A 25,113-nucleotide genomic window follows, 5' to 3' on the forward strand; every position below is an offset into this window, starting at 1 on the left:
GGCATAAGACTAGGAAAAATTCGAGCAACACGCAGATAGACCAATCGTTATTGTCATCTTTAGTCCTACAATGATTGCTACACCCATAACTTCGAGATCTAAAAGAAACGGTTGTCCCCTAACTTTTACTCATTTCGCTATTGAAGGTAAAAAAATTACCTATTATAGGCCAGAGAGCCACCAGCTTCTAACAGGTAACGATTATCGTTCCACAATTTGGAATTTGAGTATTTGTGATTTGAATGTTGTTATTTGTGTTTTGTATTCAAAAAGAATTACTTCTTCACTACTTTAATAGTTTCTTGACCAATACGCAAGTAATACACCCCAGCATTAAGACTAGACAGATCAATTTGCTTTTCATTTCCTTGAAGTTGTCCCTCAAGCAACAATTGTCCAACAGGAGAAAACACATAAAATGGGGTTTGTTGTTGTGTATTTATAGATAACAATCCATCTGTTGGGTTAGGAAATATATTGATAGGTGTTGTTTGTTCTGCCACGCCTAGTAATTCACATTCAAAACTAGATTGAATATCTGATGCTACAGTTGCATCTGCCAAAAGATCGTCTGTTAACAAGGGACAATAACAGTCGTTTTCTTCCACATATAATTTGAGCCAAGAAAGTGCTATTCTGCCTATGGCCCCATTACCACCATTGGGTGTATTTGCTACGGAGTGATCCCCATTATCAATTTCAAAAAGTAATTTATTAGTGCTCTCTGGGGTATCGTTGTAATGCACGTTTGCGTGAATGTCTGGAGGGGCCACCCCATCGTTTTCACCGCTAAAGATAACTACTGGGCTATTGTGATTTAAGTCTGGATTAGGCAACCACGGGCATAGTGCCACAACGCCTTTAATAGTGTTGTCTAATACAGCAGCGCGTTGCGCGCCGCCGCCTCCCATAGACCATCCGCTCACTGCAAATTTATCAACATCAAGATTGTTTTCTAAAGGAGATCCAGTACGAGTGTTTTCTTGTCTCATTGTTTCTAAAGCGTCTAATAACCCAATCGCTCTATCCTCTGGAAATTCAAAAATTGAATTGGTGCCTATTATGATTGTAACGATACCGTGAGAGGCATAAAAAGGTCCCCAGTCTTCCACACTTTCAGGAAACGAATTAAATCCTGGTACAATGGCGATACTAGCAAAAGGGGGTGTTGCATTGGTAGGGTAATATACCGTGGCACCTAAATAATCTGAACCATTTCTAAGGCCGTCGGCCTCGGTAAGTGTTGCTATCTCAAAAGGACCTGGATTTGTTAAACTCGCGATTGTAACATCATCGCATTGCGCAAAAGAGGCGGTTGGTACAATTGAAGTTGCTAAAAAAAGCAGTGCTAATGCGTATGTCTTTTTCATGTTTTTTATTTTGACTCCTTTAAATTAAACTTTTTAAGATTCTTATCAAAATCAATATTTCAAAGGTCTTTGAGGTTTTAAAACTGACTCTGCGCCTAAGAAAAACGTTGAACTGAATACCGCTACCGCCTACTAATTTTAATGCGCCTCCAACCAATTATTACCAATACCTACCTCAACATCCAAAGGAACATCCATTAAATAGGCATTCTCCATCTCGTGTTTAATCATTGTTTTCATTTCGGCTAGTTCTGGTTTATAGACGTCAAAAACCAATTCATCATGCACTTGTAGTAACATTTTAGTTTTATAATCTCCTTCCTCTAGTTTTTTGTGGATGTTGATCATGGCAATTTTAATAATGTCTGCTGCACTTCCTTGTATTGGAGCATTTACGGCATTTCGCTCTGCTGCGCCACGGACTATTGCATTGCTGCCATTAATGCCATTTAGATATCTGCGGCGACCCATAACTGTTTCTACATAGCCATTGTCACGAGCAAAATCTACGAGTTCGCTCATGTAATTTCTGAGTTTTGGATAGGTTTTGTAATAGGTATCTATAAGTTCTTTGGCTTCGCCTCGTGATAAATCAGTTTGATTGGAAAGTCCAAAGGCCGAAACCCCATAAATAATCCCGAAGTTTACCGTTTTTGCGTTGCCACGTTGCTCGCGCGTTACTTCTTCTAGTGGTACATTAAAAACTTTAGCAGCTGTAGAAGCGTGAATGTCTTCTCCATTCTTAAAAGCATCTAGCATCGTATTTTCCTTGCTCAAAGCTGCGATGATTCGCAGTTCTATTTGTGAGTAATCTGCGGCTAATAATACATAATTATCATTTTTAGGAACAAATGCCTTTCGAACTTGGCGACCACGTTCGGTGCGTATTGGAATATTTTGCAAATTAGGATTGTTACTGCTCAAGCGACCCGTTGCCGCCACGGTTTGCATATAATCGGTATGTACACGATGTGTGGATGGTTCCACTTGTTCTGGAAGCGCATCAACGTAAGTAGATTTTAATTTTGCTAGGCCTCGGTATGCTAACACATCGGCAATAATTTTATGGTCTTTGGCTAAGTAGCTCAAGACATCTTCAGCAGTTGAGAATTGGCCTGTCTTTGTTTTCTTTGGTTTGTCTACGAGGTTCATCTTTCCGAAGAGAATTTCGCCCAATTGTTTTGGAGATGCAATATTAAACTCCTCACCCGCTTCTATGTAGATGTTTTCTTCTAGACTTTTTATATCTGTTTCTAAATCTCCTGAGAGCGATTTTAGGAAATTTTCATCCAGGTTAATCCCTTCTAGCTCCATATCTGCCAATACACGAAGTAGTGGCAATTCGATTTCATGGAAGAGTTTTTGAATATTTGCTTCGCCTAATTCTTTACTGAAATGTTCTTTTAACTGAAGCGTAATATCTGCATCTTCCACCGCATATTCGGTTTGTTCTTCAATAGAAACATCCCGCATCGACTTTTGATTCTTACCTTTTTTACCAATAAGTTCTGTAATTGAAACAGGGGTATAGTTGAGGTATGTTTCTGCCAAGACATCCATATTATGCTTCATATCTGGATTGATAAGGTAATGTGCTAACATCGTATCAAACAATTTTCCTTTTACGGTAATGTTGTATTTCTTAAGTACTTTAATGTCGTATTTTAAATTCTGCCCAATTTTTTCAATGTCAGTAGCTTCAAAAAAGGGCCTTAGGTGTTCTATGATTTCTTGCGCGTCCTCCTTGTCTTCTGGCACAGGGAGGTAAAAACCTTTACCAGCTTCCCAAGAAAAAGCGATTCCAACAAGCGCGGCTGTTAATGGATTTAAACCAGTCGTTTCTGTATCAAAACAAACGCTGGTTTGTTTCATCAAATTCTGAATAAACAACCTCGTACCCATTCCTGATTGCACAGTTTGATAAAAATGCTCAGTGTCCTTAATGGTTTTTCTACTGCTGAATACTTGAGACTCGGAAGTAGCCTCGCCATCTCCACCAAAAAGTGAAAATTGCCCTTGTCCCGCATTAGCATCGATTTTAGAGGATGTTGTTTTCTTTGTTTCAGAAGGTGTGGTTTTTTCTTCGTGCGACGTCCCTTTTGAAGCCATTCCTTCGACTGAAAAAGCTTTTACAAAATTATCTGTCAAGCGACGGAATTCTAGTTCTTCAAAAATTTCAGTAACTGCAGAAACATCAGGTTCAGACATTTCAAAATCTTTCTCGTTAAATGCTACAGGAACATCGAGCATGATAGTTGCGAGTTTTTTAGATAGTATTCCTAACGCAGCGTTTGCCTCCACTTTTTCTTTCATTTTACCTTTAAGCTGATCTGTATTTTCCAACAAGCCTTCCATGGAACCAAATTGCTTGATAAATCTCTTCGCTGTTTTGTCTCCAACCCCAGGGAGCCCTGGAATATTATCACTAGCATCTCCCATCATTCCTAAATAATCTATTACTTGGAGTGGGTTTTCTACCTCAAATTTTTTCTTTACTTGCGGGATGCCCCACGTTTCGTAACCACCTCCAAAGACAGGGCGATACATAAAAATATTTTCAGAAACCAGTTGGGCAAAATCCTTATCTGGGGTTACCATAAACGTTTGATAGCCTTCTTTTTCGGCTTTTTTAGCAAGTGTTCCAATTACGTCATCAGCCTCAAAACCCTCCTTAACCATAATAGGAATATGCATGGCCTTTAATATATTTTGAATATAAGGAATGGCGATTACAATGCCATTGGGAGTTTCATCGCGGTTTGCCTTATAGTCTTTAAACATTTCGTTTCTGGCGGCACTTCCTCCTTTATCAAAACAAACGGCAAGATGATCTGGACGCTCGCGTTTGATAACATCTAAAAATGAGTTCATAAACCCCATAATTGCGCTGGTGTCCATGCCCTTGCTATTGATGCGCGGGTTTTTGATGAGTGCGTAGTATCCTCTAAATATTAAGGCAAAAGCATCAACTAGAAAGAGTCTTTTTTGTGGTTCTGACATTGGTTATCAATTTCCTCAAAAATAGAAAAAGATAAAAGAGGAAAGAAGAAAGAATGATGGAGTTTGTAACAAAAATATTCACAGATGGATGGGAGTACTCAATATTTTTAGAATAGAGCAAAAAGATCCGCACATTTTAAAATGTGCGGCTCTTGAAAAACTTGAAAATTGTTAGCTTGCAATTGGTGCTTCGGTTTGTAAATATGTAATTGTGTTGGATTCGTATTTTTTAAGTTTATTGTTGTTTTTTAACTTTATTCCTTGTTTCATCAATCAAGTCAAAAACATTAATAGGTTAAATAAAACAACTTTTTAGAAATAGCATATCTAATGCTAAATCAGCATTCATTATTCTATAATTACTCTCTTAGAAATGGATCCTTTTGAAATATTCACAGTAACAAAATAAATAGCACTTTGAAGGGTACTTATCTCTATAGTGTTGCTATCCATTCGTATTTAAATTATTTTGAAAAGCAATGGTTTTACCTTGCATATCTCGAAGTGTAACGTCAGAAATAAGCGCAGTTGGAGAATCTATAGTGATGAAATTACTAGCGGGGTTAGGATGGATCGTAATCACATCTAAAGCAATTGCATTTAATCCTAATATTTCTTCTTCACTAAACACAACTTTAAATCTATTCGGGAAATTCCCTTCTCCACTAACAAATGTATATTTTTCCAGTGTTAAGTGTGTAATAGTTCCTAATTCCTTGTCTATCAAATATACGGTAGCTGCTTTAATAGCAATTCCTTCTCTTTTTACCATACTAACAGTTTAAACAGCATTTTCTTGAGCGACTCTCGAGGAGAATCCCATAGGAAGTTCTAATGAAGTATTAAAAGACTCTCGTCCTTGAGTAGTGTACCCATTGTCAGATTCTTCTATTTGAGAGTGTAATGATACGTTTGTTCCTAGACCTTTACTATCGGACTGTCCTTCAAACCCATCTGTAGCAAGGTCTGAGAAAAATACACCTGCATTGCTGGCAAGTGCGAACTCCTCATTAGTGACGTTGAGCCACAGTCTTTCTGCAACCATTGGTGTTCTTAATGATGCGTTATTTCCAGTTACGCACAATGCATTTGTGAACATTACAGGGTCTCCTGACACTGCTTTGATTGCAAATCCTTGTGGGGTAGACATAAATTGTGTTAGCTCTGCACCTCCTGTTGAAGAAATTATTTCCATACCTACACTTCTAACCGAAATATCTTCCATGTTATAGTTGTCTCCTAAACTACTAGGGAACGCTGGTGATGGTGCCGAGTTGAGCTCCCAAAATACACCTCATTAATTGCAGCGTTGTCTCCTAGTAACATATCCGTATCAATAGCACTTGGATATGGATTTGATAAAAAGTTAGTACTGTCATTGATATCACCGGTAAAAATTGTGGGATACGGAATACTAGCAGAGTTAAGGGTTCCATTATCAAAAACTAAATCAAAAGAACCTCCTGTAGCAAGATTTGTACCTTGGAATGTAATAAAATCCTTCACTTGGTGCAAGCACCCCAATATTAGGGGTCCAATCATTTCCATTTCCGTGGACAAAATTTGTGGCATCAGCTAAAGTCATATCATTAAACATGTCAAACTGATTTGTATCGTGTTGTAATATTCTAAATCCTGACAACTCTTCCTTAACTTCCATACTCATAGGGCTCCCTAAAAGCATAAAATCTCGTGGGTCCAACATGGGCGTTGCAACATTTACATCTATTGTGTTGTTATTAACCGTTACTGCATTTGGAAGAATTTGCACTATACTACCTGTATGCACTGCACTTAAATTTCCATCGTTTGTAATATCCTTTTGTGTTGAAATAAAGTCTCCTGCTGCTATGTTAACATCACCATTTGCTGTGATTGTTAATGTAGATACCTCTAAACTTGCTGTTGATGAGTTATAAGGAGCGTCTATAATAGCTGTCATTGTATTGTCTGGCACACCATTGTCCCAATCAGTGAGCATAGTCATAGCATTAACCATCCAAGTAGTAACACCACCTGCATAAGGACCCGCAACGATAACTGAACCGGAATAATCAGATCCATCATAGTTGATTATTTGCATACCTAGAAAACCACAACCATTTGCTAGATTTGCGGTATCAAAAGGACCGCAAGCGGTGAAAATTGATCGTCAAATGTGTTACCTGTAATATTGAAACAAATGTCTGGCGATGCATTAAGATCTCTCATTTGAGTTTTTAAATGTTCTAATACCGCAGAAACTGCAGTTATATTATCAATCATAGCTCCTGCAGAAGCTTGTTGCTCATAGGCAATCGACACCGTTCCATTTGTGTTATTATTAATAATTGGAGGTGCATAAAAGAAAAAAGTACTGCCAAATTCCCCCTGGTGTATTTTCTCCAAGAATCGATCCTTCTGGATATTCAAAATCAACAGTTGCATCACCAATACTAGTGCCAAAAGCAGCATCATTGTATTTTTCATAAAACTGTCCTGTTCCTAGTTCGAAATCAGGTGACGTAGCAGTTTTTGTAGCAATAACATCAACCTCATAGAAAGAATCCGTCACGTCATTGGTAATTTGTGCATTAGCATAGGTGAGTGCTAGATTTTCTATTTGCGCGGGAGTAGTTGCTACTGTCACCATTAATAAAAAAAGCCGCTTTTAGTTTTTATACTGAAAGCGGCTTTTTAATCTTTAAATTATTTTGCTTGAAACTATTCTTTCATAACCTTTCTGACCAAGGTTCCTTTTTCGGTTTCAATTTTTAAGAAATACACAGCACTATCTAATACCGAGATATCGATGGTGGAGTTCAACCCGTCAATATTCTTTAGGTTTCGCACGAGCCTTCCTCTCATATCTGTAAGGGTAATGGTATTGATTATTGAATTAGGGGAGTTGATAAACAAGAGTCCATCGGTAGGATTAGGCACTACAGAAATGGCGGCAATAGCAGCAGCATCATCTCCTAGTATTCTTCCAAATCTATCATAGGCCATAAACTGAAGTGTAAACCTATTTGGGAAGTTTCCTTTTCGACTTCTAAATTTATAGGCCCCTTCTTTAGTAAGGTTGGTAATGGTTCTTGTAGCCTTATCTATTAGATATACGGTCGCGTTTTCAATGTCGACTCCTTCTAGTTGCTTAATGGTAATTTTAAAGGTGGTAGTCTCGTCTATTTGAGAAGCATATCCCATTGGGATTTGTATCTCCTTATTAAAGACTTCTCTACCTTGAATTCCTAAAGACATCGTATTGTCTGGTAAATGGGAGTATAGCGATACAAGGCTACCAATCTGATGGCTATCATATCCTGAATCATAGCTTTCTGTTGCCATTGGCATAAAGGCAATTAATACTTCACTGCTGAGACTGTATTGCGCATTTTCTAGCTGTAACCAGATTTTGTTGCCCTCTGATACAGTATTCCTTAGGGTGTTGTTCCCTGTGGTTACCCGCATTGCATTGTTAAAGATAGCGGTTCCCATTGCATTCGCTTTTACACCAAAACCTTGCGAGGTAGCGATCATACCATTGGGAGTTGTACTCCCATTGGTTGCGGGTGTTCCTGCTCCAATACCTCCAGAGAGGTTGTACATCGAGATGTCTTCCATCGAGAAGTTTTCAGTAGTTATATTTCCTCCTGGGAATGCCCCTGGCTCGGTAATATGCTCCCAGAAATATACTTCATCAATCTCAGGGTTTGCATTTAAAAATAGGGAGGCATCAATAGCAGATGGATATGGGTTGGCTAACATAGAGGGACTCGAATTCGCATCGCCGTTAAACTCCATTGCATAGGTAATAACTCCGTTGTTTAAGGTTCCTTGCTCATAGACTAAGTCATAGGTTGAATTTCCGTCGGCTAAGTTAGCTTGTGGATATACAAAATATCCTTCGCCAGGGTTGATGATTCCTGTATGGAACACCCAGTCATTAAAATCAACATCCACAAAGTTGGCCACGACGTTAGGCATATAGAAAGCATCCACAGCTGGGTCTGGATTAAACGCTGCCGTTAAATGTTTTACGACTCTAAAAGAGTTGTTATAAACCCCATTGCGCATTTCCATAGTCATTGGGCTACCAGAGAGGATAAAGTCTCTAGGAGCTACCTCTGGGGTGGTCACATTGACGTTGATGGTACCATCGTTGGTAACCATCGCACTGTCTTCTACTTGTACCACACTTCCGGTGTGTTCTACTAGTAAACTTCCCGTCACAGATACGGTAATATCTGTATTTACCAAGATATAATCCCCCGCATTAACACGAAGGGTTGCTCCTGGATTTACGATCAACTTACAGGCTTCAAAAGAACCTAAGAGCGCCGTATCATAATCTGCTTCGATGAGTACTAGGTTGTCAATACTGGGCATCACTGCACCCCAACCCATAGCACCAAAGGTAGCTGTGGCTTGACAAGCATCACAATTCATAGCATCATTAACAAAGATGTTTTCGGTGGTGTCATTAGAACAGCCATTCGTATCGGCATAGGTATAGGTCACGGGAATGTTTCCTCCCACTGGGGCAGAGGCTGTTGGATCAAAGCTAAAGGTCATCCCATTGCCATCATCACTAACACCTATTCCAGAATAGATACCACCCGTTGGAGTTCCACCGCCTAGGCCAGTTACAACCACATCGAGCACACAAATATTTGGAGTAGGCACTACAAAGGTGACCGTTGGTGCATCAAAGACCTCCACCGTATCATTTCCTGTACTTAAACAACCTATGTTTCCAACAAGGTATACCAATGTTTGTACTCCTGCACCAGCTACTGCTGGGTCAAAACTATAGGTCATCCCATTGCCATCATCGCTAACACCAGGTCCATAATACGTTCCTCCTGTTGGCAAAGCACCACCAAGACCCGTTTGAACACCTGCATCGATGCATAGATCTGCCGGTGCGTTAAAAGTTACTATTGAAGAACCAAATACTTGAACCGTATCAGCTGCTGTATTTGTGCAGCCTACAGCTCCCGCGGTATAGCTTATACTTTGAGTTCCTACTCCTGTAACTGCAGGATCAAAACTATAGGTCATTCCATCACCGCCATCGGTAACACCTGTTCCTGAGTACACACCTCCTGTTGGAGAGCCACCACTTAAACCAGTTTGAACACCTGCATTAACACAAAGATCTGCAGGGGCTGTAAAGGTTACTATTGGTAAGGCAAGTACTTCCACATCATCAGAAGCTGAATTTGTACATCCATTTCCATTTGTAAAAGTGTAGCTAATGGTATTTGGCCCAATGCCTGCTGCTGTTGGGTCAAAGCTATAGGTCATTCCGTTTGCATCATCGGTAACGCCTGTTCCAGAATATACTCCGCCTGTTGGAGTTCCTCCCCCAAGACCAGCTTGTACACCTTCAGTGATACAGATATCTGCTGGTGCGGTAAACGCTACTACTGGAAGATCAAATACTTCTATAGTATCCATTGCAGTGCCTATGCATCCTGAATCATTCAAGGTATAGGTTATGGAGTGTATTCCAACGCCAGCTGCTACAGGATCAAAATTATAGGTCATTCCATTGCCATCATCGGTAACACCGGGTCCAGAATAAACACCGCCAGAAGCGAGTCCTCCGCCTAAGCCTGTCTGAACTCCTGCGTCAACACATACATCTGCCGGAGCCGTAAAAGCTACTACTGGTGTAGTAAATACTTCTACATCGTCTGATGCTGAACTTGAACATCCATTGCCATCCGCAAAAGTATATGTTATTGTATGAGTACTAGCGCCTGCTGCTGCAGGGTCAAAACTATAGGTCATTCCATTGCCATTATCGGTAACACCTGCACCAGAGTAGACACCTCCTGTTGGAGAGCCACCACTTAAACCAGCTTGTACGCCTGCAGTGATACATAGATCGGCCGGAGCCGTAAATACTACTGTTGGAAGTGCAAAGACTGCTACATTATCGGTTGCAGAACCTGAACAACTATTTGCATCTGTATAATCATAGGTTATGGTATGTGTTCCTACTCCAGCTGCTGCAGGGTCAAAGCTATAGGTCATTCCGTTTGCATCATCGGTAACGCCAGTTCCAGAATAAACTCCGCCTGCTGGCGTAGCGCCACCAAGACCAGCTTGCACTCCTGCATCAACACAAAGATCTGCCGGAGCTGTATATGTAACTGTTGGAAGTGCAAAGACTTCTACATTATCGGTTGCAGAACCTGAACATCCATTACCATCCGTAAAAGTATATGTCATTATATGTATTCCAACACCTGCAGTAGCTGGATCAAAGCTATAGGTCATTCCGTTACCATCATCGGTAACGCCAGATCCAGAATAAATACCTCCTGCTGGCGTAGCACCACCAAGACTGGTTTGCACACCTGCATCGATACATAAATCTGCCGGTGCTGTATATGTTACAATAGGTATTGCAAAAACGTCAACGTTATCTGATGCTGAACTTGAACATCCATTGCCATCCGTAAAAGTATATGTTATTGTATGAGTACCAACACCTGCAGCTGCTGGATCAAAACTATAGGTCATTCCAAACATTCCATCAATAACACCGGGTCCTGAGTAGATGCCTCCTATTGTTAAGCCGCCACTAAGGCCAGCCTGTACGCCAGCATTAACACAAAGATCTGCAGGGGCTGTAAAGGTTACTATTGGTAAGGCAAGTACTTCCACATCATCAGAAGCTGAATTTGTACATCCATTTCCATTTGTAAAAGTGTAGCTAATGGTATTTGGCCCAATGCCTGCTGCTGTTGGGTCAAAGCTATAGGTCATTCCGTTTGCATCATCGGTAACGCCTGTTCCAGAATAAAGGCCTCCTGTTGGAGTTCCTCCCCCAAGACCAGCTTGCACTCCTGCATCGATACAGATATCTGCTGGTGCGGTAAACGCTACTACTGGAAGATCAAATACTTCTATAGTATCCATTGCAGTGCCTATGCATCCTGAATCATTCAAGGTATAGGTTATGGAGTGTATTCCAACGCCAGCTGCTACAGGATCAAAACTATAGGTCATTCCATTGCCATCATCGGTAACACCGGGTCCAGAATAAACACCGCCAGAATCGAGTCCTCCGCCTAAGCCTGTCTGAACCCCTGCGTCAACACATACATCTACCGGAGCCGTAAAAGCTACTAATGGTGTAGTAAATACTTCTACATCGTCTGGTGCTGAACCTGAGCATTCATTGCCATCCTCAAAAGTATATGTTATTGTATGAGTACCAGCGCCTGCTGCTGCAGGGTCAAAACTATAGGTCATTCCATCGCCATCATCGGTAACGCCAAGTCCACTATAAACGCCTCCTGTTGGAAGTCCTCCACCAAGTCCAGTTTGATTCCCTGCGCCTAAACAAAGATCAGTTGGTGCTGTGAAGGTTACTGTTGGAAGTGCAAAAACTTCAACAGTACCACTAGCTGCAGCTTCTGCTGCATAATGATAGGTTATTGTATGAATACCAGGGCCTGCAGCTGCAGGATCAAAACTATAGGTCATTCCGTTTCCATCATCGGAAACCCCAGGTCCAGAATAAATACCTCCTGTTGGAGATCCTCCGCCAAGGCCCGATTTTACTAAATTAGTAAAACATAGGTCACCCAAAGGGCTGAACGTAACAATGATTGGATTTATAAATCCTTCGCTAACTTGAATCATTCCTGCGTTGAGTTCCTGCACCATGACCTCGCCAATGGTATAAAGCACTTGATTGTTTGCATCACTAACAGAAGTCCCACCGCTATCGATACTAGATTTTACAATGGACTGCGCATTGACAGTAACTGAAAGCAGCAATGCAATAAAAAGTAGTTTTTTCATCATTTATATTTATTTTTTTGATAAATATATAAATACAATTTGTGATTTAATAATTATTTTTTGTTTTATATTTTTTTTTAGTGCAACGTCCTTTTTTTTAGGTGAAAGGTCATATTTATCTATTCTGTGTAGGTTATTTTTACTGCGTAATGAGATGGAATAATAATAACTATCGGATACCGTATCAATTTTTAGCAAGATCTTATTATACGATTTTAGTCCATCATTAATATTGCTTTTCTTAGCGCATACATTTACTATTTTTTTCTCTGCGGTAACTAAGAATTATTTGCACTTATTTAATAATAAGGTCTTTAAATGGCATCTTCAAGATAGGTTTTGGCATGGTGAAGCTTTTTTTGTCTGTTGCAAATATTTCCTATGTTTACTCAAGTAATCTTGCTTCTTCTTAAATCTTTTAAAGATTTATCCAATTTTCTGACTTGTAAGCATTATTTCAATGAGAGCGAATCTTGCTCAATCTTTTCAGGTATCGTCACTAATGAGTTGAGAACAGATGTGAGCCATGCGCTATGTTTTTATGCTAGTAATAACTTGCAACAGTTAGATGGTCTTTAACAGCACCGTCATAATCTCCGTTCAATATTTAGGCATTTCTTAGAGAAAACGTGCTAGAATAATATTATGGGAGTCTTTAAATTTTTGTGCGTATGTTAAATACTTTTGAGGGTACATTTTAGATGAGGCCACATCAGAATAATAGATAACTCACCTTAATCTATTGTAGGCATCCATTTTTAGTGAATGGCTGTGGGCAGCTTTAATAATTGTTTTTAAACTATCAATTTTAGTATTTTCTTGGGCAAACACAACGGTAGCTATTAATATGAAAAGAGAAGTACTGTTTTTTTTATAACCTAGATATACAGTCTTCTGCAATATTATTATTATTCCCTAAAACCTTAGAAATAAATTTTAGTAAAATGGCTGTTATTAGTGAAATATTTTTTGGAGGCGACCAATCTGATGTATGCGAATTAACCGTTAATTTTCAAAAAGACCTTCGTAAATATTTACCTGCTACCATAAAACTGTTAGAAGGATATCTCCAGTCTCTTGGTGTTATTTGCTTCTAAGTTTATGGCTATTTTTCTAAATCAGTTACTGTGCCAGTTATATTTTTGGGACAAAATTGATTTTGTTGGGTATTCGCTTTTTTATTTAACGCGAAACAAAACGAAACAGCCTCTTTTAATTGGGTTCAATTATATAGTTAATACTAACAGTGGCAAGTTCATTATTTGGAAATTTCGAAAAATGTTTTGGGTCTGAATGCAGTCCAATATCTTCAATTACGGTGCGAAATACATCGAGTTCTAAAATATATTGATCACTAAATCCGTGCGTTGCATCATAAGCTGTAGCAGCTGTTTTACCAAGATTATCCTGAGTAATTTTTGGATCTAAGGTATGTAACTCTATTAATAACAATCCAAACGAACCAATGTAGGGTTTCCATCCTTCTAGATGTTCCCTTAGATTTTGTTCTACTTCCCTATTAGATATACGTTTGCCGCAGGTAGCAAAAGCTCCAGTAGAAACACTCTCTTTATTAGCAGCTGCTATTATGGGAGTACTCCAGGGCCTATTATGGTCTAAAAAGGTGCGCACATTCAAAAGATCAGAGAGTTTGATGCTATAGTTTTCTCGTATATCAATTTCTAATTGTTTTGGGTTTGCAATATCTCCCCAAATTACTTTTGCCCAAATATCTGCCTTTATCAAGTTGGCACGTGTCACTTTTAAAGCAGCTTTATTATAGTCTACGCCTACTAAAAATAAAGGGTATTCTTCAAGCATTTCACCACGTTTAGTGCGTTGCTCAATGACCTCAAATAAATGAATAAGGAACGCGCCGTTACCACAGCCCATGTCCAATATTCCTTTAGGTTGTTCTTCTATGGGTTTATTGAAAAGCGAAATAATAATTTGATCAATTTTTTTAAAGTAAGCAGCGTGTGCGCCCCCACTTCCCCATACATTCATTTCTCGGTCTACATGCGTTTCGTGCGCATTAGGGATGGAGCTTTTAAAAATTAATGCGTTGCCAAACATTAATTCATCCACTCTTCTAAAGGTTGGAATGTATGAAACTGTTACTCCGTATGCTGAAGATCTTCTAGCAAAAAACAATCCTTTATCTGTAAAATGATAGTTATCCCCTGTTTTATCAAACCAGCCTAAAAAGGTTAAAAAATCTAATATTTTACTGAAATTAATGGGGTCTTCATGAAACTCATCTGCACTAAAGGAGGCTTCCATAAAGTATTTATGAAACATACCGTCCATCCCTAGAAAAACAGTAATGGGGCCAACTAAGGCTCCTTCAATATGTGCTTTGATTTGTGCTTCAAGTTCTTGTTCTTTTTCATCTTCAGAAACAACGTTGAAATCACCATTTTTATACTTGTTAAAAATTTTATTAATAGCAGAAAATTGTCCTGCTTCAAAATGGCGAGGGTGAAATTCTTCAGAAATTTTTAGCAATGCCGAGATGTCTTTATACCTCTCGATCAATCTAAAAACTATATCACTATTAGTATTTGTTGAAATGGTAACGCTATCTTCTTTATTATCAACAGCATGTTCCAACCACCCTTGAGAAGCAAGCAAACGTAAACCCACGTTAAGATATCCTTCGTTTGCATTGAAAGCAGTACAAATTTGTGCCAATGAAACAGGGTGTTCTTTTAAAATAAAACCAAGAATTCCTTTTTCTTTTAAAGCGAATGCAACGGGGGCAATACCAATGCCATCTAGGTGTCTAAATAACTCACTGCGGTACTGGTTTTTTTCTGAGGTTGATAACATAGTAGATAAAGGGTATAAGGTAATAAATATTTTGGTTGTTTCGTATTTTGAACACTTTATAATTAAAAATGAATACGAAAGGAGACGCATCTTTTCAGTGCCTTTTATTCTTTTAAAGCATAGATATTGAAACTAGAATGTTGAATTTTAGTTTTTATGTTTTTTTTTAATAATCAGAACAGGTGCTTTCTTTACCTGTTAAGGAGCCTTGCGCTTCCGTATGGCATCAACCATATTCAGAGTAATGACAATTAAAATCTGTCTAACCTGTTGTGCGTTAATTGTATGGTTATATTCTGTTTGTCTTTGTTGTGCCCCGTTCACAAGGATACGCACATCAAAAGTGCCATGGCCTATCGCGGCGTCCATAGTAATTTATGTGCAGATTCAATAAATGCTCGTTTGCCGAGCAATAAATTTGTTTGTTGTGATATTTGTATTCGTATCAATAACAATTGTGCTTACTCAACCTCTAATATTATTATTTACACCATAAATTAACACATTTGTACCTGAATTACATCCCGTTACTCGTCCAAGTTGCTTGGAGTTAAAGGCATTAGCAAGTCCAATAAAATTACCATTGTTGGCAGTGGTTGGTTGATAAAAATTATTGTGTACCCAAAGTTGTACTGTGCCAGTAGGAGTTATATGATTTTCTGAGCCTACCTCATTAATGGTTGTTGCTGAATTGGTTCCAATAAAATTCACTACCCCATATTTGAAAAAGGCTGAACCGGTAATTACATTTGATAGTCCTGTGGAAGTTCCATTGGCGTTTGTTGTAGCGATCAAATTATATATTCCATTTTTTATACTGGCTATAGCGCTTCTATTTGCCAATTGGAGTGTTCTTAATTTATCTGTAGATTCAATTTCAACTTTTCCCAATGCTGCTGTGTTTTTTCCAATAGAGAAGTTTCGTCCTGTAAATTTATCATCTATAATTCCACAAGGTTATGACTTGATTCCTAGAATGGTTTAATGCTTTTTCATATAAACAAGTGTACTCTCATTTTCGCACAATGTATATTCTTAAGCATTATCAATATAGTCTTGAACCTCCTTCTTGTGGGTTATCTTTGCCTTTTGAATGTCTTGAAAATACAATTAGAAGTATCCTTGTTAATGATAAAATAAACGGAAATAAAATCAATAAGATTTATTTCAATAGCTAGTTTTTTTGAGGAATAAAAGATACTGCCTTTTAAAAAAAGTAAATGAGTCCCTAATTTATAAAAGTTTTACTTTAAAAGTAATGCATTCAAAATCAAAATGTATTTTTGGAATCAAAATCAGAATAATATATGAATAAATATGCAATTGCCATTCATGGGGGAGCAGGAACATTAGTAAAAGGTTTAATGACGCAAGCTTTAGAAACGGATTATAAAAACGCATTACAAACGGCACTCGACGCCGGGTCTAGGGTATTAGAAGAAAAAGGAACTTCACTCGATGCAGTTGAGGTTGCTGTAAAAATGTTAGAAAATTCGCCATTATTTAATGCGGGAAAAGGGGCTGTTTTTACCCATACTGGAACTCACGAAATGGACGCAGCGATTATGGACGGAAAAACGTTACAAGCTGGTAGTGTTTCATTAATTACAGGTATTAAAAATCCAATATCCTTGTCACGTGACGTAATGGAAAAAAGCGATCATGTTTTTTTAGCGGGAGGTGGTGCATTACAGTTTGCAGAAAAACAAGGATACAAGCTTGAGCACGCAGATTATTTTTATGATGAGGTGCGTTATCAGCAATGGCAAACTATAAAAGATAGTGATACGTTTCAGTTAGATCATTCGGTAAAAAAGGAGGGAAAGTTTGGTACTGTTGGTGCGGTCGCCTTAGACAGTCACGGAAATATAGCGGCAGCAACATCAACAGGTGGTATGACCAATAAAAAATGGGGTAGAGTAGGAGACAGCCCAATGATAGGTGCTGGAACGTATGCAAATAACAAAACCTGCGCGGTAAGTTGCACAGGAAGCGGGGAGTTTTTTATTCGGGGTGTTGTCGCTTATGATGTAAGCTGCTTGATTGAATATAAAGGACTTTCTTTAGAAGAAGCTGCCAAAGAAGTGATTCAAAACCGAATCTTAAAAATAGGGGGAGATGGAGGATTAATAGCTGTAGATACAAAAGGAAATATCACAATGCCGTTTAATACAGAAGGGATGTATCGCGCTTTTAAAAAATCTAGCGGAGAGACTGTGGTTTCTATTTATAAAGAGTCCTTTGATACTATTTAATAAAAATGAGCAGCAAAGGATGCTCATTTTTATTGAATTACTCAGGAACCAAAGATTTCTAGAGTAATTTGAATGATGTTAATTAAAACGGTACCGCTAACGATGTTAAATGGAATAGAACAATTGAGGGTTGCTGAGTTAAAATTGCTCAGAAGTAACTGGCAACGCCAAAGGACTTACCCTTACTTTTTTCTTCTTAATATTAAAACGATCACCACTAGCTAAAATGTGTGTTTTTAAATTAACTAATGACATAGAAGTACCTTCTTCTAAAAGAGCATGATTATTATGTCTTGCTCTTTTAGCATTAAAAAGGATAACCATTCCTGAGCCTAAAACTTCAAACTTTCCGTTTTTGATAATAACACCAGTGTCTTCAGCAAGTCCAACGCCAATTAACTTTGGAAACTTAGCTACTGCTTCAGCCATGCGGCCAAAACGTCCTCTACGAATAAAATGGCTGTCAATAATTAAATCTGGAATAAAGCTCATTCCTTTAGTCATTTTGACTGCACCTTTTATGAAAGATTCTTGGCTGCTGCCGCCAGCAATCATCTCACGACTCATGCACATTGCTCCAGCACTTGTTCCTGCGATTACAAACGTCTCTTTTTGATAACGATCGAGCATTATTTCGTGCAATTGTGTGCCGCCAATATTATGGGTAATATTAGATTGATTTCCGCCAGAGAACATAACGCAATTTGCAGTTCTCATACGATCGATAAAATCTTGTCTTTCAGAATCTTCGCGCTCACGAATATCCATAACAAATAGATTTGTGCATCCCAATTTGCCAAAAGCTTGCAAATAGTTTTCACCCACTTCTTCCGGAATACTAGAGGCGGTTGGTATTATTAAAATTTCAGCATTAACACCTCCCGATTCTCGTACTACACGAGATAAAATACCTTCTTCAATAAATTCTAGATGGTGTATCTCCGTTTCTTCAACTCCCTTGTCTTCATTTCCACCAATAGGTATTAAGATTCCTTTTGCGTTCATCGTATGCTTTTATTAATAGTTTGTAAAAATACAAGTTTTGCAAAGAGAAAATTGATATATTTAACCTTTGTTCAATTATTTAATAACGCTAAACGCAACCAAAATTTGTAATGCTTAAAAAAACGAGTTTTAGATCTGAGTTTATAAATTCAGTTTTAAATCTCAATATTAAATAGAATAATCTGTGCTCTATTTATCTTTCTAAGCAGATTAAAAAAGTGCTATAACTCATAAACCAATCCAATATGAAGATACGTGAAATAAACGCCATGCGAGGGCCAAATTACTGGTCTGTACGCCGCCATAAATTAATAGTTATGGTACTTGATTTAGAAGAGATGGAACAATTACCGTCAAATAAAATTGATGGTTTTCCGGAGCGACTAAAGGCTTTGTTTCCTTCCATGTATTCGCATCGTTGTTCTGAAGGTTGTGAAGGCGGATTTTTTATGCGTGTAGATGGAGGTACTTGGATGGGACATATTATTGAGCACATTGCTCTGGAAATTCAAACCTTAGCAGGTATGGATACGGGCTTTGGTCGTACTCGTGGGTATGGTGAAGAGGGCGTTTATAGTGTTGTGTTTTCATACATAGAGGAAGATGCGGGCAGATATGCGGCAGAAGCAGCCGTTAAAATTTGTGAAGCTTTAATTGCCGGCGAAACCTATGAACTGGAAGACGACATTCAAAAAATGCGCGAATTGCGAGAAGAACAACGCCTTGGTCCAAGTACGGGTTCTATTGTTGAAGAGGCTGTAAGTAGGGGTATTCCGTGGATTAGACTTAATAAATATTCATTATGTCAATTAGGGTATGGTGCAAATCAAAAACGAATACAAGCAACGGTAACGAGCGAAACTAGTAGTATTGGTGTGGAGTTGGCTTGCGATAAAGAAGACACCAAATATTTATTAGAACAGGCTGAAGTTGATGTGCCACGGGGCGATATTATTCGTCGTGAACGAAGCCTTGAAGCTGCCTGTAACTATGTAGGGTACCCCTTAGTTATAAAGCCAGTAGACGGCAATCATGGCCGGGGTATTACTGTTAACATTCAAAATTATAACGAAGCGCTAGAAGGTTTTAATCAAGCTAAAGAAAGCTCGAAGAGTGGTGCTATAATTGTTGAAAAATTTATAACAGGTGAGGATTATAGACTGTTAGTTATTAATAACCAACTAGTAGCTGCTGCTATACGCACTCCTGCTCATGTTATAGGTGATGGGAAATCAACCATTCAAGAGTTAATAGATGAAGTTAATAAGGATCCGCGTCGTGGTTTTGGTCACGAAAATGTACTCACTAAAATTACAGTAAACGATTTAACTAAAACCATTATAAGAGACGCAGGGTATACCTTAGATGCTATAATTTCTAAAGGCGAAAAACTTATTTTAAAGGATACAGCAAACTTGAGTACAGGCGGGACAGCTGAAGATATAACTGACATTGTGCATCCTGCAAATGTGAGTATGGTAGAGCGAATTTCAAAAATTATTGATTTGGATATTTGCGGGGTTGATATAATGACTACAGACATCACCAAACCGTTATCTGAAACCGGAGGTGCTGTCCTTGAAGTCAATGCTGGACCTGGTTTTAGAATGCATTTAGCCCCAACATCGGGATTACCTCGTAACGTTGCTGCCCCTGTAATTGATAAACTCTTTCCAAGAAAAGGAGATACAGGACGTATTCCTATAATTGCGATTACGGGTACTAATGGAAAAACCACAACCTCACGCCTAATTGCACATATTGCAAAAATGAATGGGTACAGAGTGGGGTATACCACCAGTGATGGCGTATATATTCAAAATAGACTGTTAATGAAAGGGGATTGTACCGGGCCTTCAAGTGCTGAGTTTGTTCTTAAAGATCCAACTGTAAATCTTGCTGTTTTAGAGTGTGCTCGTGGAGGTTTATTGCGGGCTGGGCTTGGATTTAAAAAGTGCGATATTGGTATTGTTACCAACGTGGCGGCAGATCATTTAGGTCTAAAAGGAATCCATACTGTTGAACAATTGGCAAAAGTTAAAGGTGTAATTCCTGAAACGGTTTTACCAGATGGATATACAATTTTAAATGCTGATGATGATTTGGTTTATGAAATGCGCCGCACCGTAGAGTGCAGTGTAGCCTTATTTTCTATGGATGAAAACAATCCAAGAATTAAAGCGTTGCAGCGTTTAAACGGTATTACAGCAGTCTATGAAAATGGCTATGTAACCATTTGTCGAGGCGAATGGAAAATGCGATTAATGAAAGCAGCACAAATTCCGTTGACCTATGGTGGGAAGGCTAAATTTATGATACAAAATGTGTTAGCAGCCATTTTAGCAGCAAATGTACAGGGAATTAGCAATGAAGATATTAAAGCAGGACTTGAAACCTTTATACCTTCGGCTGCTCAAACCCCAGGGAGACTAAATCTTTTCAAGTTTCAAAATTTTAGCATATTATTAGATTATGCCCATAATGCGGCAGGAATGAGAGCATTGAAAGGTTTTTCAGATAATTTAGAGGCAAGTTATAAAGTGTGTATCATTGCAGGGATTGGAGACCGCAGGGAAGAAGATAATAATATGATAGGGAGTATTGCTGCTGAAATGGCAGATGAAATTATTATTCGTCAAGACAAACGTTTACGCGGTAAAACCGAAGAAGAATTGATAAAAATGTTAAATGACGGAATTAAAAAGACAAACTCAACGATCAAAATAACAATTATTCCAAGTGAAAAAGAAGCCATCACGCATGCTGTAAATAATGCTAAAAAAGATTCGCTTATTATATTGTGTAGTGACGTAGTCCCAGACGCATTAGCATTGGTTCAAAAATTTAAGGCACAAGAAGATAGTGGGGAGAAGATTTTTGCGGAACAATAAATCAAAAAAGTAATCCATAGAAAAAGACCGTGACCCAGTTGATGCGGTCTTTTTTATTCTCAAGGATTTGGATGTCTTGAGAACTACTTTTATTTATCATTTAGATATTCGTAAAAATTTCCGTCTGCAGATGTAAGTACGTCACTTTCATCAAATACAAATGCGGCAGAAAATGTATTTTCTCCAGCAGTCGAACTTGAATTTCCTATTTGAAGCTCGCCATTGGTTCTTGATCGATTTCCTGTGGTGGTACATTGGTGCCAAATTCTCCACAAAGCAAGGCACTATCTTCGTCAGCAGCCGTATTGTTGATGAAAAGTTATTCTCTTCCAGAGCATCATTTCCAGCTCCAGAACCTAAAAAAGTAGTGCTGCTACCTGTACTAATAAAACCAGCGCTGTATCTCAAGGCGCTGTTGTCATTGCCGGCAACACTTGCGGTTAAAGATTCGAGTCCAGAAGTTGCATTAGGAGTTCCGGCGTTATTTGCCTATAAAGCGCGATACCCAAATCCAGCATTACTTGCTCCCGTAGTGCCAGTCATTGTTTGTAATCCCATAGCGTATTTTAAGTGCTGTCTACTTTCTTTAGAAAGCTTTTTTATAGCATTTGGTTTAGCTTATTAAATGTACCACACTAGTTTTTAATAGAAAAAGCTGCGGTTTTCCATTCATTATTTAGATTTTAAAAACACTGTGTTTTTGTGACTTTTGTTATGTTAAAAATAACCAATTATATAATTCACTTTTTTACTATCCTCTATTTATTTTGGTTTAATACGCTAAAAGTATATCCGCGGATTCCGCCTGAATTTTAGTTGTCTGGACAGCGTTTTTTTATAATATATATCCTGAAGAGTGATGAAATTAAAGAATTGTTCTTTAATTAAAAGAGTTGCTGATTACTTAAAATAACAACGGTACTGGTTATTCTGGAGGACTTAATGTAGGCTTACTTCAACAAAAAGTTAATGTTTTTTTTGACTAAATCAAATTTTGCATGAAAAAACCCCGATTCATTTTTTGAACCGGGGCAATACTATTTGTTATAGACTTAAGTAAAATTATTTTAATTTTTTCTTAACTGCTACCTCTTGGAAACATTCAATAATATCTCTTTCATAAATGTCGTTGTAGTTTTTAACCTGCATACCACAATCATATCCTTTGGCAACTTCTTTAGCGTCATCTTTGAAACGTTTTAAGCTATCTAATTCTCCAGTATACACTACGACGCCTTCTCGGATTAAGCGTATTCCAGCATTTTTGATAATCTTACCGGTTAATACCATGCAACCTGCAATAGTTCCAACTTTAGAAATTTTGAACGTCTCTCTAATCTCAGCAGTACCAGTGATTTCTTCCTTCATTTCTGGAGAAAGCATACCTTCCATAGCATCCTTCAAGTCATTGATGGCTGCATAAATAATACTGTAGGTACGGATGTCTATTTCTTCTTTATCTGCAATTTGGCGAGCATTCCCCATTGGGCGAACATTAAATCCAATAATAATTGCATCAGATGCTGAAGCTAATAATACGTCACTTTCTGTGATTGGTCCTACCGCTTTATGAATAATGTTTACTTGAATTTCTTCCGTAGAAAGTTTTTGGAAACTATCGGTTAATGCTTCTACTGAACCATCCACATCACCTTTTAAGATAATGTTTAATTCTTTAAAGTCTCCAAGTGCAATACGACGTCCAATTTCATCTAATGTGATATGGCGTTGTGTTCTAACAGACTGCTCTCTTTGTAATTGTGTACGTCGGCTTGCAATATCTTTTGCTTCACGTTCATCTTCAAAAACGTTAAACTTGTCACCTGCTTGTGGTGCTCCTGTCAAACCTAATATAGAAACTGGGGTAGAAGGTCCAGCTTCTTTCACTTTTTTACCACGCTCATCCTGCATTGCTTTTACCTTACCACTATGCTGTCCTGCGAGCACATAATCTCCCACTTTTAATGTTCCACCTTCCACTAAAATTGTAGAAACATATCCACGTCCTTTGTCTAAGAACGCTTCGACAACAGTTCCGTTTGCTAGTTTATTCGGATTGGCCTTAAGCTCTAACAATTCTGCTTCTAGTAATACTTTTTCTAATAACTCTTTAACTCCAGTTCCCATTTTTGCAGAAATATCGTGAGATTGGATTTTTCCACCCCAGTCTTCTACAAGTAAGTTCATTGCAGCTAACTTTTCTTTGATTTTTTCTGGATTAGCATCAGGCTTATCAATCTTATTAATTGCAAATATGATAGGCACTCCCGCAGCCTGTGCGTGAGAGATTGCCTCTTTAGTTTGTGGCATAATATCATCATCTGCCGCAACAACAATAATTGCTATATCTGTAACTTGAGCACCACGTGCACGCATCGCAGTAAATGCCTCGTGACCTGGAGTATCTAAGAATGCGATTTTTTGTCCGCCTTCTAGTTGAACGCCATAGGCACCAATGTGTTGCGTAATTCCACCGCTTTCACCAGCAATTACATTTTCTTCACGAATGTAATCCAATAATGATGTTTTTCCGTGATCTACGTGACCCATCACTGTTACGATTGGAGCACGGGCTACAAGATCTTCTGGAGCATCGTCATATTCTTGAATAGCTTCCTCTATATCTGCAGTAATAAACTCTACTTCATAACCAAATTCTTCAGCAACAATAGATATTGTTTCTGCATCTAAACGCTGGTTCATAGTTACCATCATTCCAAGCGACATACACGCTGAAATAATTTTTGTTACAGGAACATCCATCATTGTTGCAACCTCACTAGCGGTAACAAACTCTGTTACTTTTAGCAATTTACTCTCTAATTCTTGCTGCGCTAATTCTACTTCCGTTTTTTGACGGTGTGTATCACGTTTTTCTCTTCTATATTTTGCACCTTTTCCTTTAGAAGACTTTCCTTGAAGTTTTTCTAAAGTTTCGCGTACTTGTTTTTGTACGTCTGCCTCACTAGGCTCCTCTTTAGGTGTATTTGTTCTTACTACAGGTTTCCCTCTTCCTCTATCGTTACGGGTATTGGTATTGCTTCCTCGACTTGTATTTCCAGGAACATCCTTACTTATGCGACGACGACGACTTTTCTTTTCAGGCTTTTCTGTTTTTTTCTTTTCAGGTTTTTTAAATTGAGTAAGATCAATTTTTTGACCTGTAAAATTTGGTCCGTTTAGTTTCTTGTATTTAGTTTCAACCCTATCAGATCCTTCTCTTGCTTCCTCAGCTACAGGGGTAGAAGCTTCATTAGTAACATTTTTAGGCGTTTCTTTTTCAACTTTTTCTGCAACGGGTTCAACTACTTTAGGAATCTCTTTTTTAGGAGCTTCGTTCTTGGCAATTTTTTCGACCTTCTCAATTTTTTCAACCTTTACAACCTTTTCAACCTTTTTAGTGGTTTCCGTTTTTTCTGCTTTTTCTGCTTTTTTAACGGGTGCAACGATCTCTACTTCTTTAACAACAGGTATTTTAGCTTCCTCTTTAACAGTTACGGGAGCAGGAATTTCTTCGACTTTAGGAACAGATTCTTCTACTTTAGGTTTTACATTACCTTTAGCGTCAAGATCAATTTTGCCAACTTGCTTTGTGCCTTTTAGGGTTGCTTTAGCTTCAATTACTTTGGATCTAGCTTCAGCAGCTTCCGCCTTGCGCTGTTCCTCTTCCTCTCTTTCTTTAAAGAGTTCTTCTTTTTCTTTGCGCTTTTCTTCACCTACTTCTTTTGACTCTACCTTCTTTTCTTTGTCCTTAGCAAACTCCTCAGAAAGGCGTTCGTATTCGGTATTCGAAATTTTGGTCGTAGGGCGTGCCTCAATTTCCACACCGTTGGATTTTAAAAATTCCACGGCACGATCAAGTGAGATATTGAACTCCTTGAGTACTTTGTTAAGTCGTATCGATTTTACTTCAGCCATAAATATGCTTCTCTGTTCTTTTAACTATAATATAAG

The 25,113-nt window shown here is 38.3% G+C and carries 19 protein-coding genes; 4 read left to right on the forward strand and 15 right to left on the reverse strand.

What is annotated here, in order from left to right; all coding sequences use genetic code 11:
- Positions 1 to 275 precede the first annotated feature (275 nt).
- The 10 genes from ABXT67_RS06860 to ABXT67_RS06905 all read right to left on the reverse strand — a co-directional run bounded on the left by ABXT67_RS06860 (position 276) and on the right by ABXT67_RS06905 (position 12,179).
- Positions 276 to 1,370, reverse strand: coding sequence for a T9SS type A sorting domain-containing protein (locus ABXT67_RS06860; RefSeq protein WP_415376528.1), 1,095 nt, complete (start codon positions 1,368 to 1,370; stop codon positions 276 to 278).
- 138 nt (positions 1,371 to 1,508) lie between these two features.
- Positions 1,509 to 4,370: a DNA polymerase I gene (gene polA / locus ABXT67_RS06865; protein ID WP_415376529.1), complete on the reverse strand. Its 2,862-nt coding sequence runs from the start codon at positions 4,368 to 4,370 to the stop codon at positions 1,509 to 1,511.
- Positions 4,371 to 4,718: 348 nt separating this feature from the next.
- Complete coding sequence (locus tag ABXT67_RS06870) at positions 4,719 to 4,823, reverse strand: T9SS type A sorting domain-containing protein (protein ID WP_415376530.1); 105 nt, start codon at positions 4,821 to 4,823, stop codon at positions 4,719 to 4,721.
- Positions 4,816 to 5,142: a hypothetical protein gene (locus ABXT67_RS06875; protein WP_415376531.1), complete on the reverse strand. Its 327-nt coding sequence runs from the start codon at positions 5,140 to 5,142 to the stop codon at positions 4,816 to 4,818. Before ABXT67_RS06875 ends, ABXT67_RS06870 begins: the two co-directional genes overlap by 8 nt.
- A 9-nt stretch (positions 5,143 to 5,151) precedes the next feature.
- Positions 5,152 to 5,595: a hypothetical protein gene (locus ABXT67_RS06880; RefSeq protein WP_415376532.1), complete on the reverse strand. Its 444-nt coding sequence runs from the start codon at positions 5,593 to 5,595 to the stop codon at positions 5,152 to 5,154.
- A gap of 14 nt (positions 5,596 to 5,609) precedes the next feature.
- Positions 5,610 to 5,876: a hypothetical protein gene (locus ABXT67_RS06885; RefSeq protein WP_415376533.1), complete on the reverse strand. Its 267-nt coding sequence runs from the start codon at positions 5,874 to 5,876 to the stop codon at positions 5,610 to 5,612.
- Positions 5,821 to 6,453 (reverse strand): hypothetical protein, encoded by a 633-nt coding sequence (locus ABXT67_RS06890; protein WP_415376534.1) that lies wholly within the window; start codon positions 6,451 to 6,453, stop codon positions 5,821 to 5,823. Before ABXT67_RS06890 ends, ABXT67_RS06885 begins: the two co-directional genes overlap by 56 nt.
- Before the next feature lie 23 nt (positions 6,454 to 6,476).
- A complete protein-coding gene (locus tag ABXT67_RS06895; protein ID WP_415376535.1) occupies positions 6,477 to 6,758 on the reverse strand; it encodes a hypothetical protein in 282 nt (93 codons plus the stop codon).
- On the reverse strand, positions 6,694 to 7,002 hold the full coding sequence (locus ABXT67_RS06900; protein WP_415376536.1) for a hypothetical protein: 309 nt from the start codon (positions 7,000 to 7,002) through the stop codon (positions 6,694 to 6,696). The genes ABXT67_RS06895 and ABXT67_RS06900 overlap by 65 nt, the downstream gene beginning before the upstream one ends.
- A 71-nt stretch (positions 7,003 to 7,073) precedes the next feature.
- Positions 7,074 to 12,179, reverse strand: a complete 5,106-nt coding sequence (locus ABXT67_RS06905) for a T9SS type A sorting domain-containing protein (protein ID WP_415376537.1) — start codon at positions 12,177 to 12,179, stop codon at positions 7,074 to 7,076.
- A gap of 941 nt (positions 12,180 to 13,120) precedes the next feature.
- Here ABXT67_RS06905 and ABXT67_RS06910 point away from each other — a divergent pair.
- Positions 13,121 to 13,273 (forward strand): hypothetical protein, encoded by a 153-nt coding sequence (locus tag ABXT67_RS06910; RefSeq protein WP_415376538.1) that lies wholly within the window; start codon positions 13,121 to 13,123, stop codon positions 13,271 to 13,273.
- 115 nt (positions 13,274 to 13,388) lie between these two features.
- On the opposite strand, the gene ABXT67_RS06915 is transcribed toward ABXT67_RS06910, so the two are convergent.
- Both ABXT67_RS06915 and ABXT67_RS06920 read right to left on the reverse strand, forming a co-directional pair.
- Positions 13,389 to 15,008, reverse strand: a complete 1,620-nt coding sequence (locus tag ABXT67_RS06915; RefSeq protein ID WP_415376539.1) for a class I SAM-dependent methyltransferase — start codon at positions 15,006 to 15,008, stop codon at positions 13,389 to 13,391.
- A 465-nt stretch (positions 15,009 to 15,473) separates the two neighbouring features.
- Positions 15,474 to 15,899, reverse strand: a complete 426-nt coding sequence (locus ABXT67_RS06920; RefSeq protein ID WP_415376540.1) for a hypothetical protein — start codon at positions 15,897 to 15,899, stop codon at positions 15,474 to 15,476.
- A 416-nt stretch (positions 15,900 to 16,315) separates the two neighbouring features.
- Between ABXT67_RS06920 and ABXT67_RS06925 the strand changes: the two genes are divergently transcribed.
- Positions 16,316 to 17,263 (forward strand): isoaspartyl peptidase/L-asparaginase family protein, encoded by a 948-nt coding sequence (locus ABXT67_RS06925; RefSeq protein WP_415376541.1) that lies wholly within the window; start codon positions 16,316 to 16,318, stop codon positions 17,261 to 17,263.
- A gap of 138 nt (positions 17,264 to 17,401) precedes the next feature.
- Here ABXT67_RS06925 and ABXT67_RS06930 read toward each other — a convergent pair whose 3' ends face one another.
- Positions 17,402 to 18,268, reverse strand: coding sequence for a cyanophycinase (locus tag ABXT67_RS06930; protein WP_415376542.1), 867 nt, complete (start codon positions 18,266 to 18,268; stop codon positions 17,402 to 17,404).
- Between the two features lie 245 nt (positions 18,269 to 18,513).
- Here ABXT67_RS06930 and cphA point away from each other — a divergent pair, with 245 nt between their 5' ends.
- The gene (gene cphA, locus ABXT67_RS06935) at positions 18,514 to 21,159 is read left to right on the forward strand and encodes a cyanophycin synthetase (protein WP_415376543.1); all 2,646 of its coding nucleotides are present in this window, start codon (positions 18,514 to 18,516) and stop codon (positions 21,157 to 21,159) included.
- 89 nt (positions 21,160 to 21,248) lie between these two features.
- On the opposite strand, the gene ABXT67_RS06940 is transcribed toward cphA, so the two are convergent.
- Entirely contained in the window at positions 21,249 to 21,434 is a 186-nt protein-coding gene (locus ABXT67_RS06940) for a hypothetical protein (protein WP_415376544.1), read from the reverse strand.
- Positions 21,435 to 21,526: 92 nt separating this feature from the next.
- Here ABXT67_RS06940 and ABXT67_RS06945 point away from each other — a divergent pair, with 92 nt between their 5' ends.
- Complete coding sequence (locus tag ABXT67_RS06945; protein ID WP_415376545.1) at positions 21,527 to 21,784, forward strand: hypothetical protein; 258 nt, start codon at positions 21,527 to 21,529, stop codon at positions 21,782 to 21,784.
- Positions 21,785 to 22,221: 437 nt separating this feature from the next.
- On the opposite strand, the gene infB is transcribed toward ABXT67_RS06945, so the two are convergent.
- Entirely contained in the window at positions 22,222 to 25,077 is a 2,856-nt protein-coding gene (infB, locus tag ABXT67_RS06950; protein ID WP_415376546.1) for a translation initiation factor IF-2, read from the reverse strand.
- Positions 25,078 to 25,113 lie beyond the last annotated feature (36 nt).

It is taken from the genome of Patiriisocius sp. Uisw_017, assembly GCF_047731265.1.
GTDB lineage: Bacteria > Bacteroidota > Bacteroidia > Flavobacteriales > Flavobacteriaceae > Patiriisocius.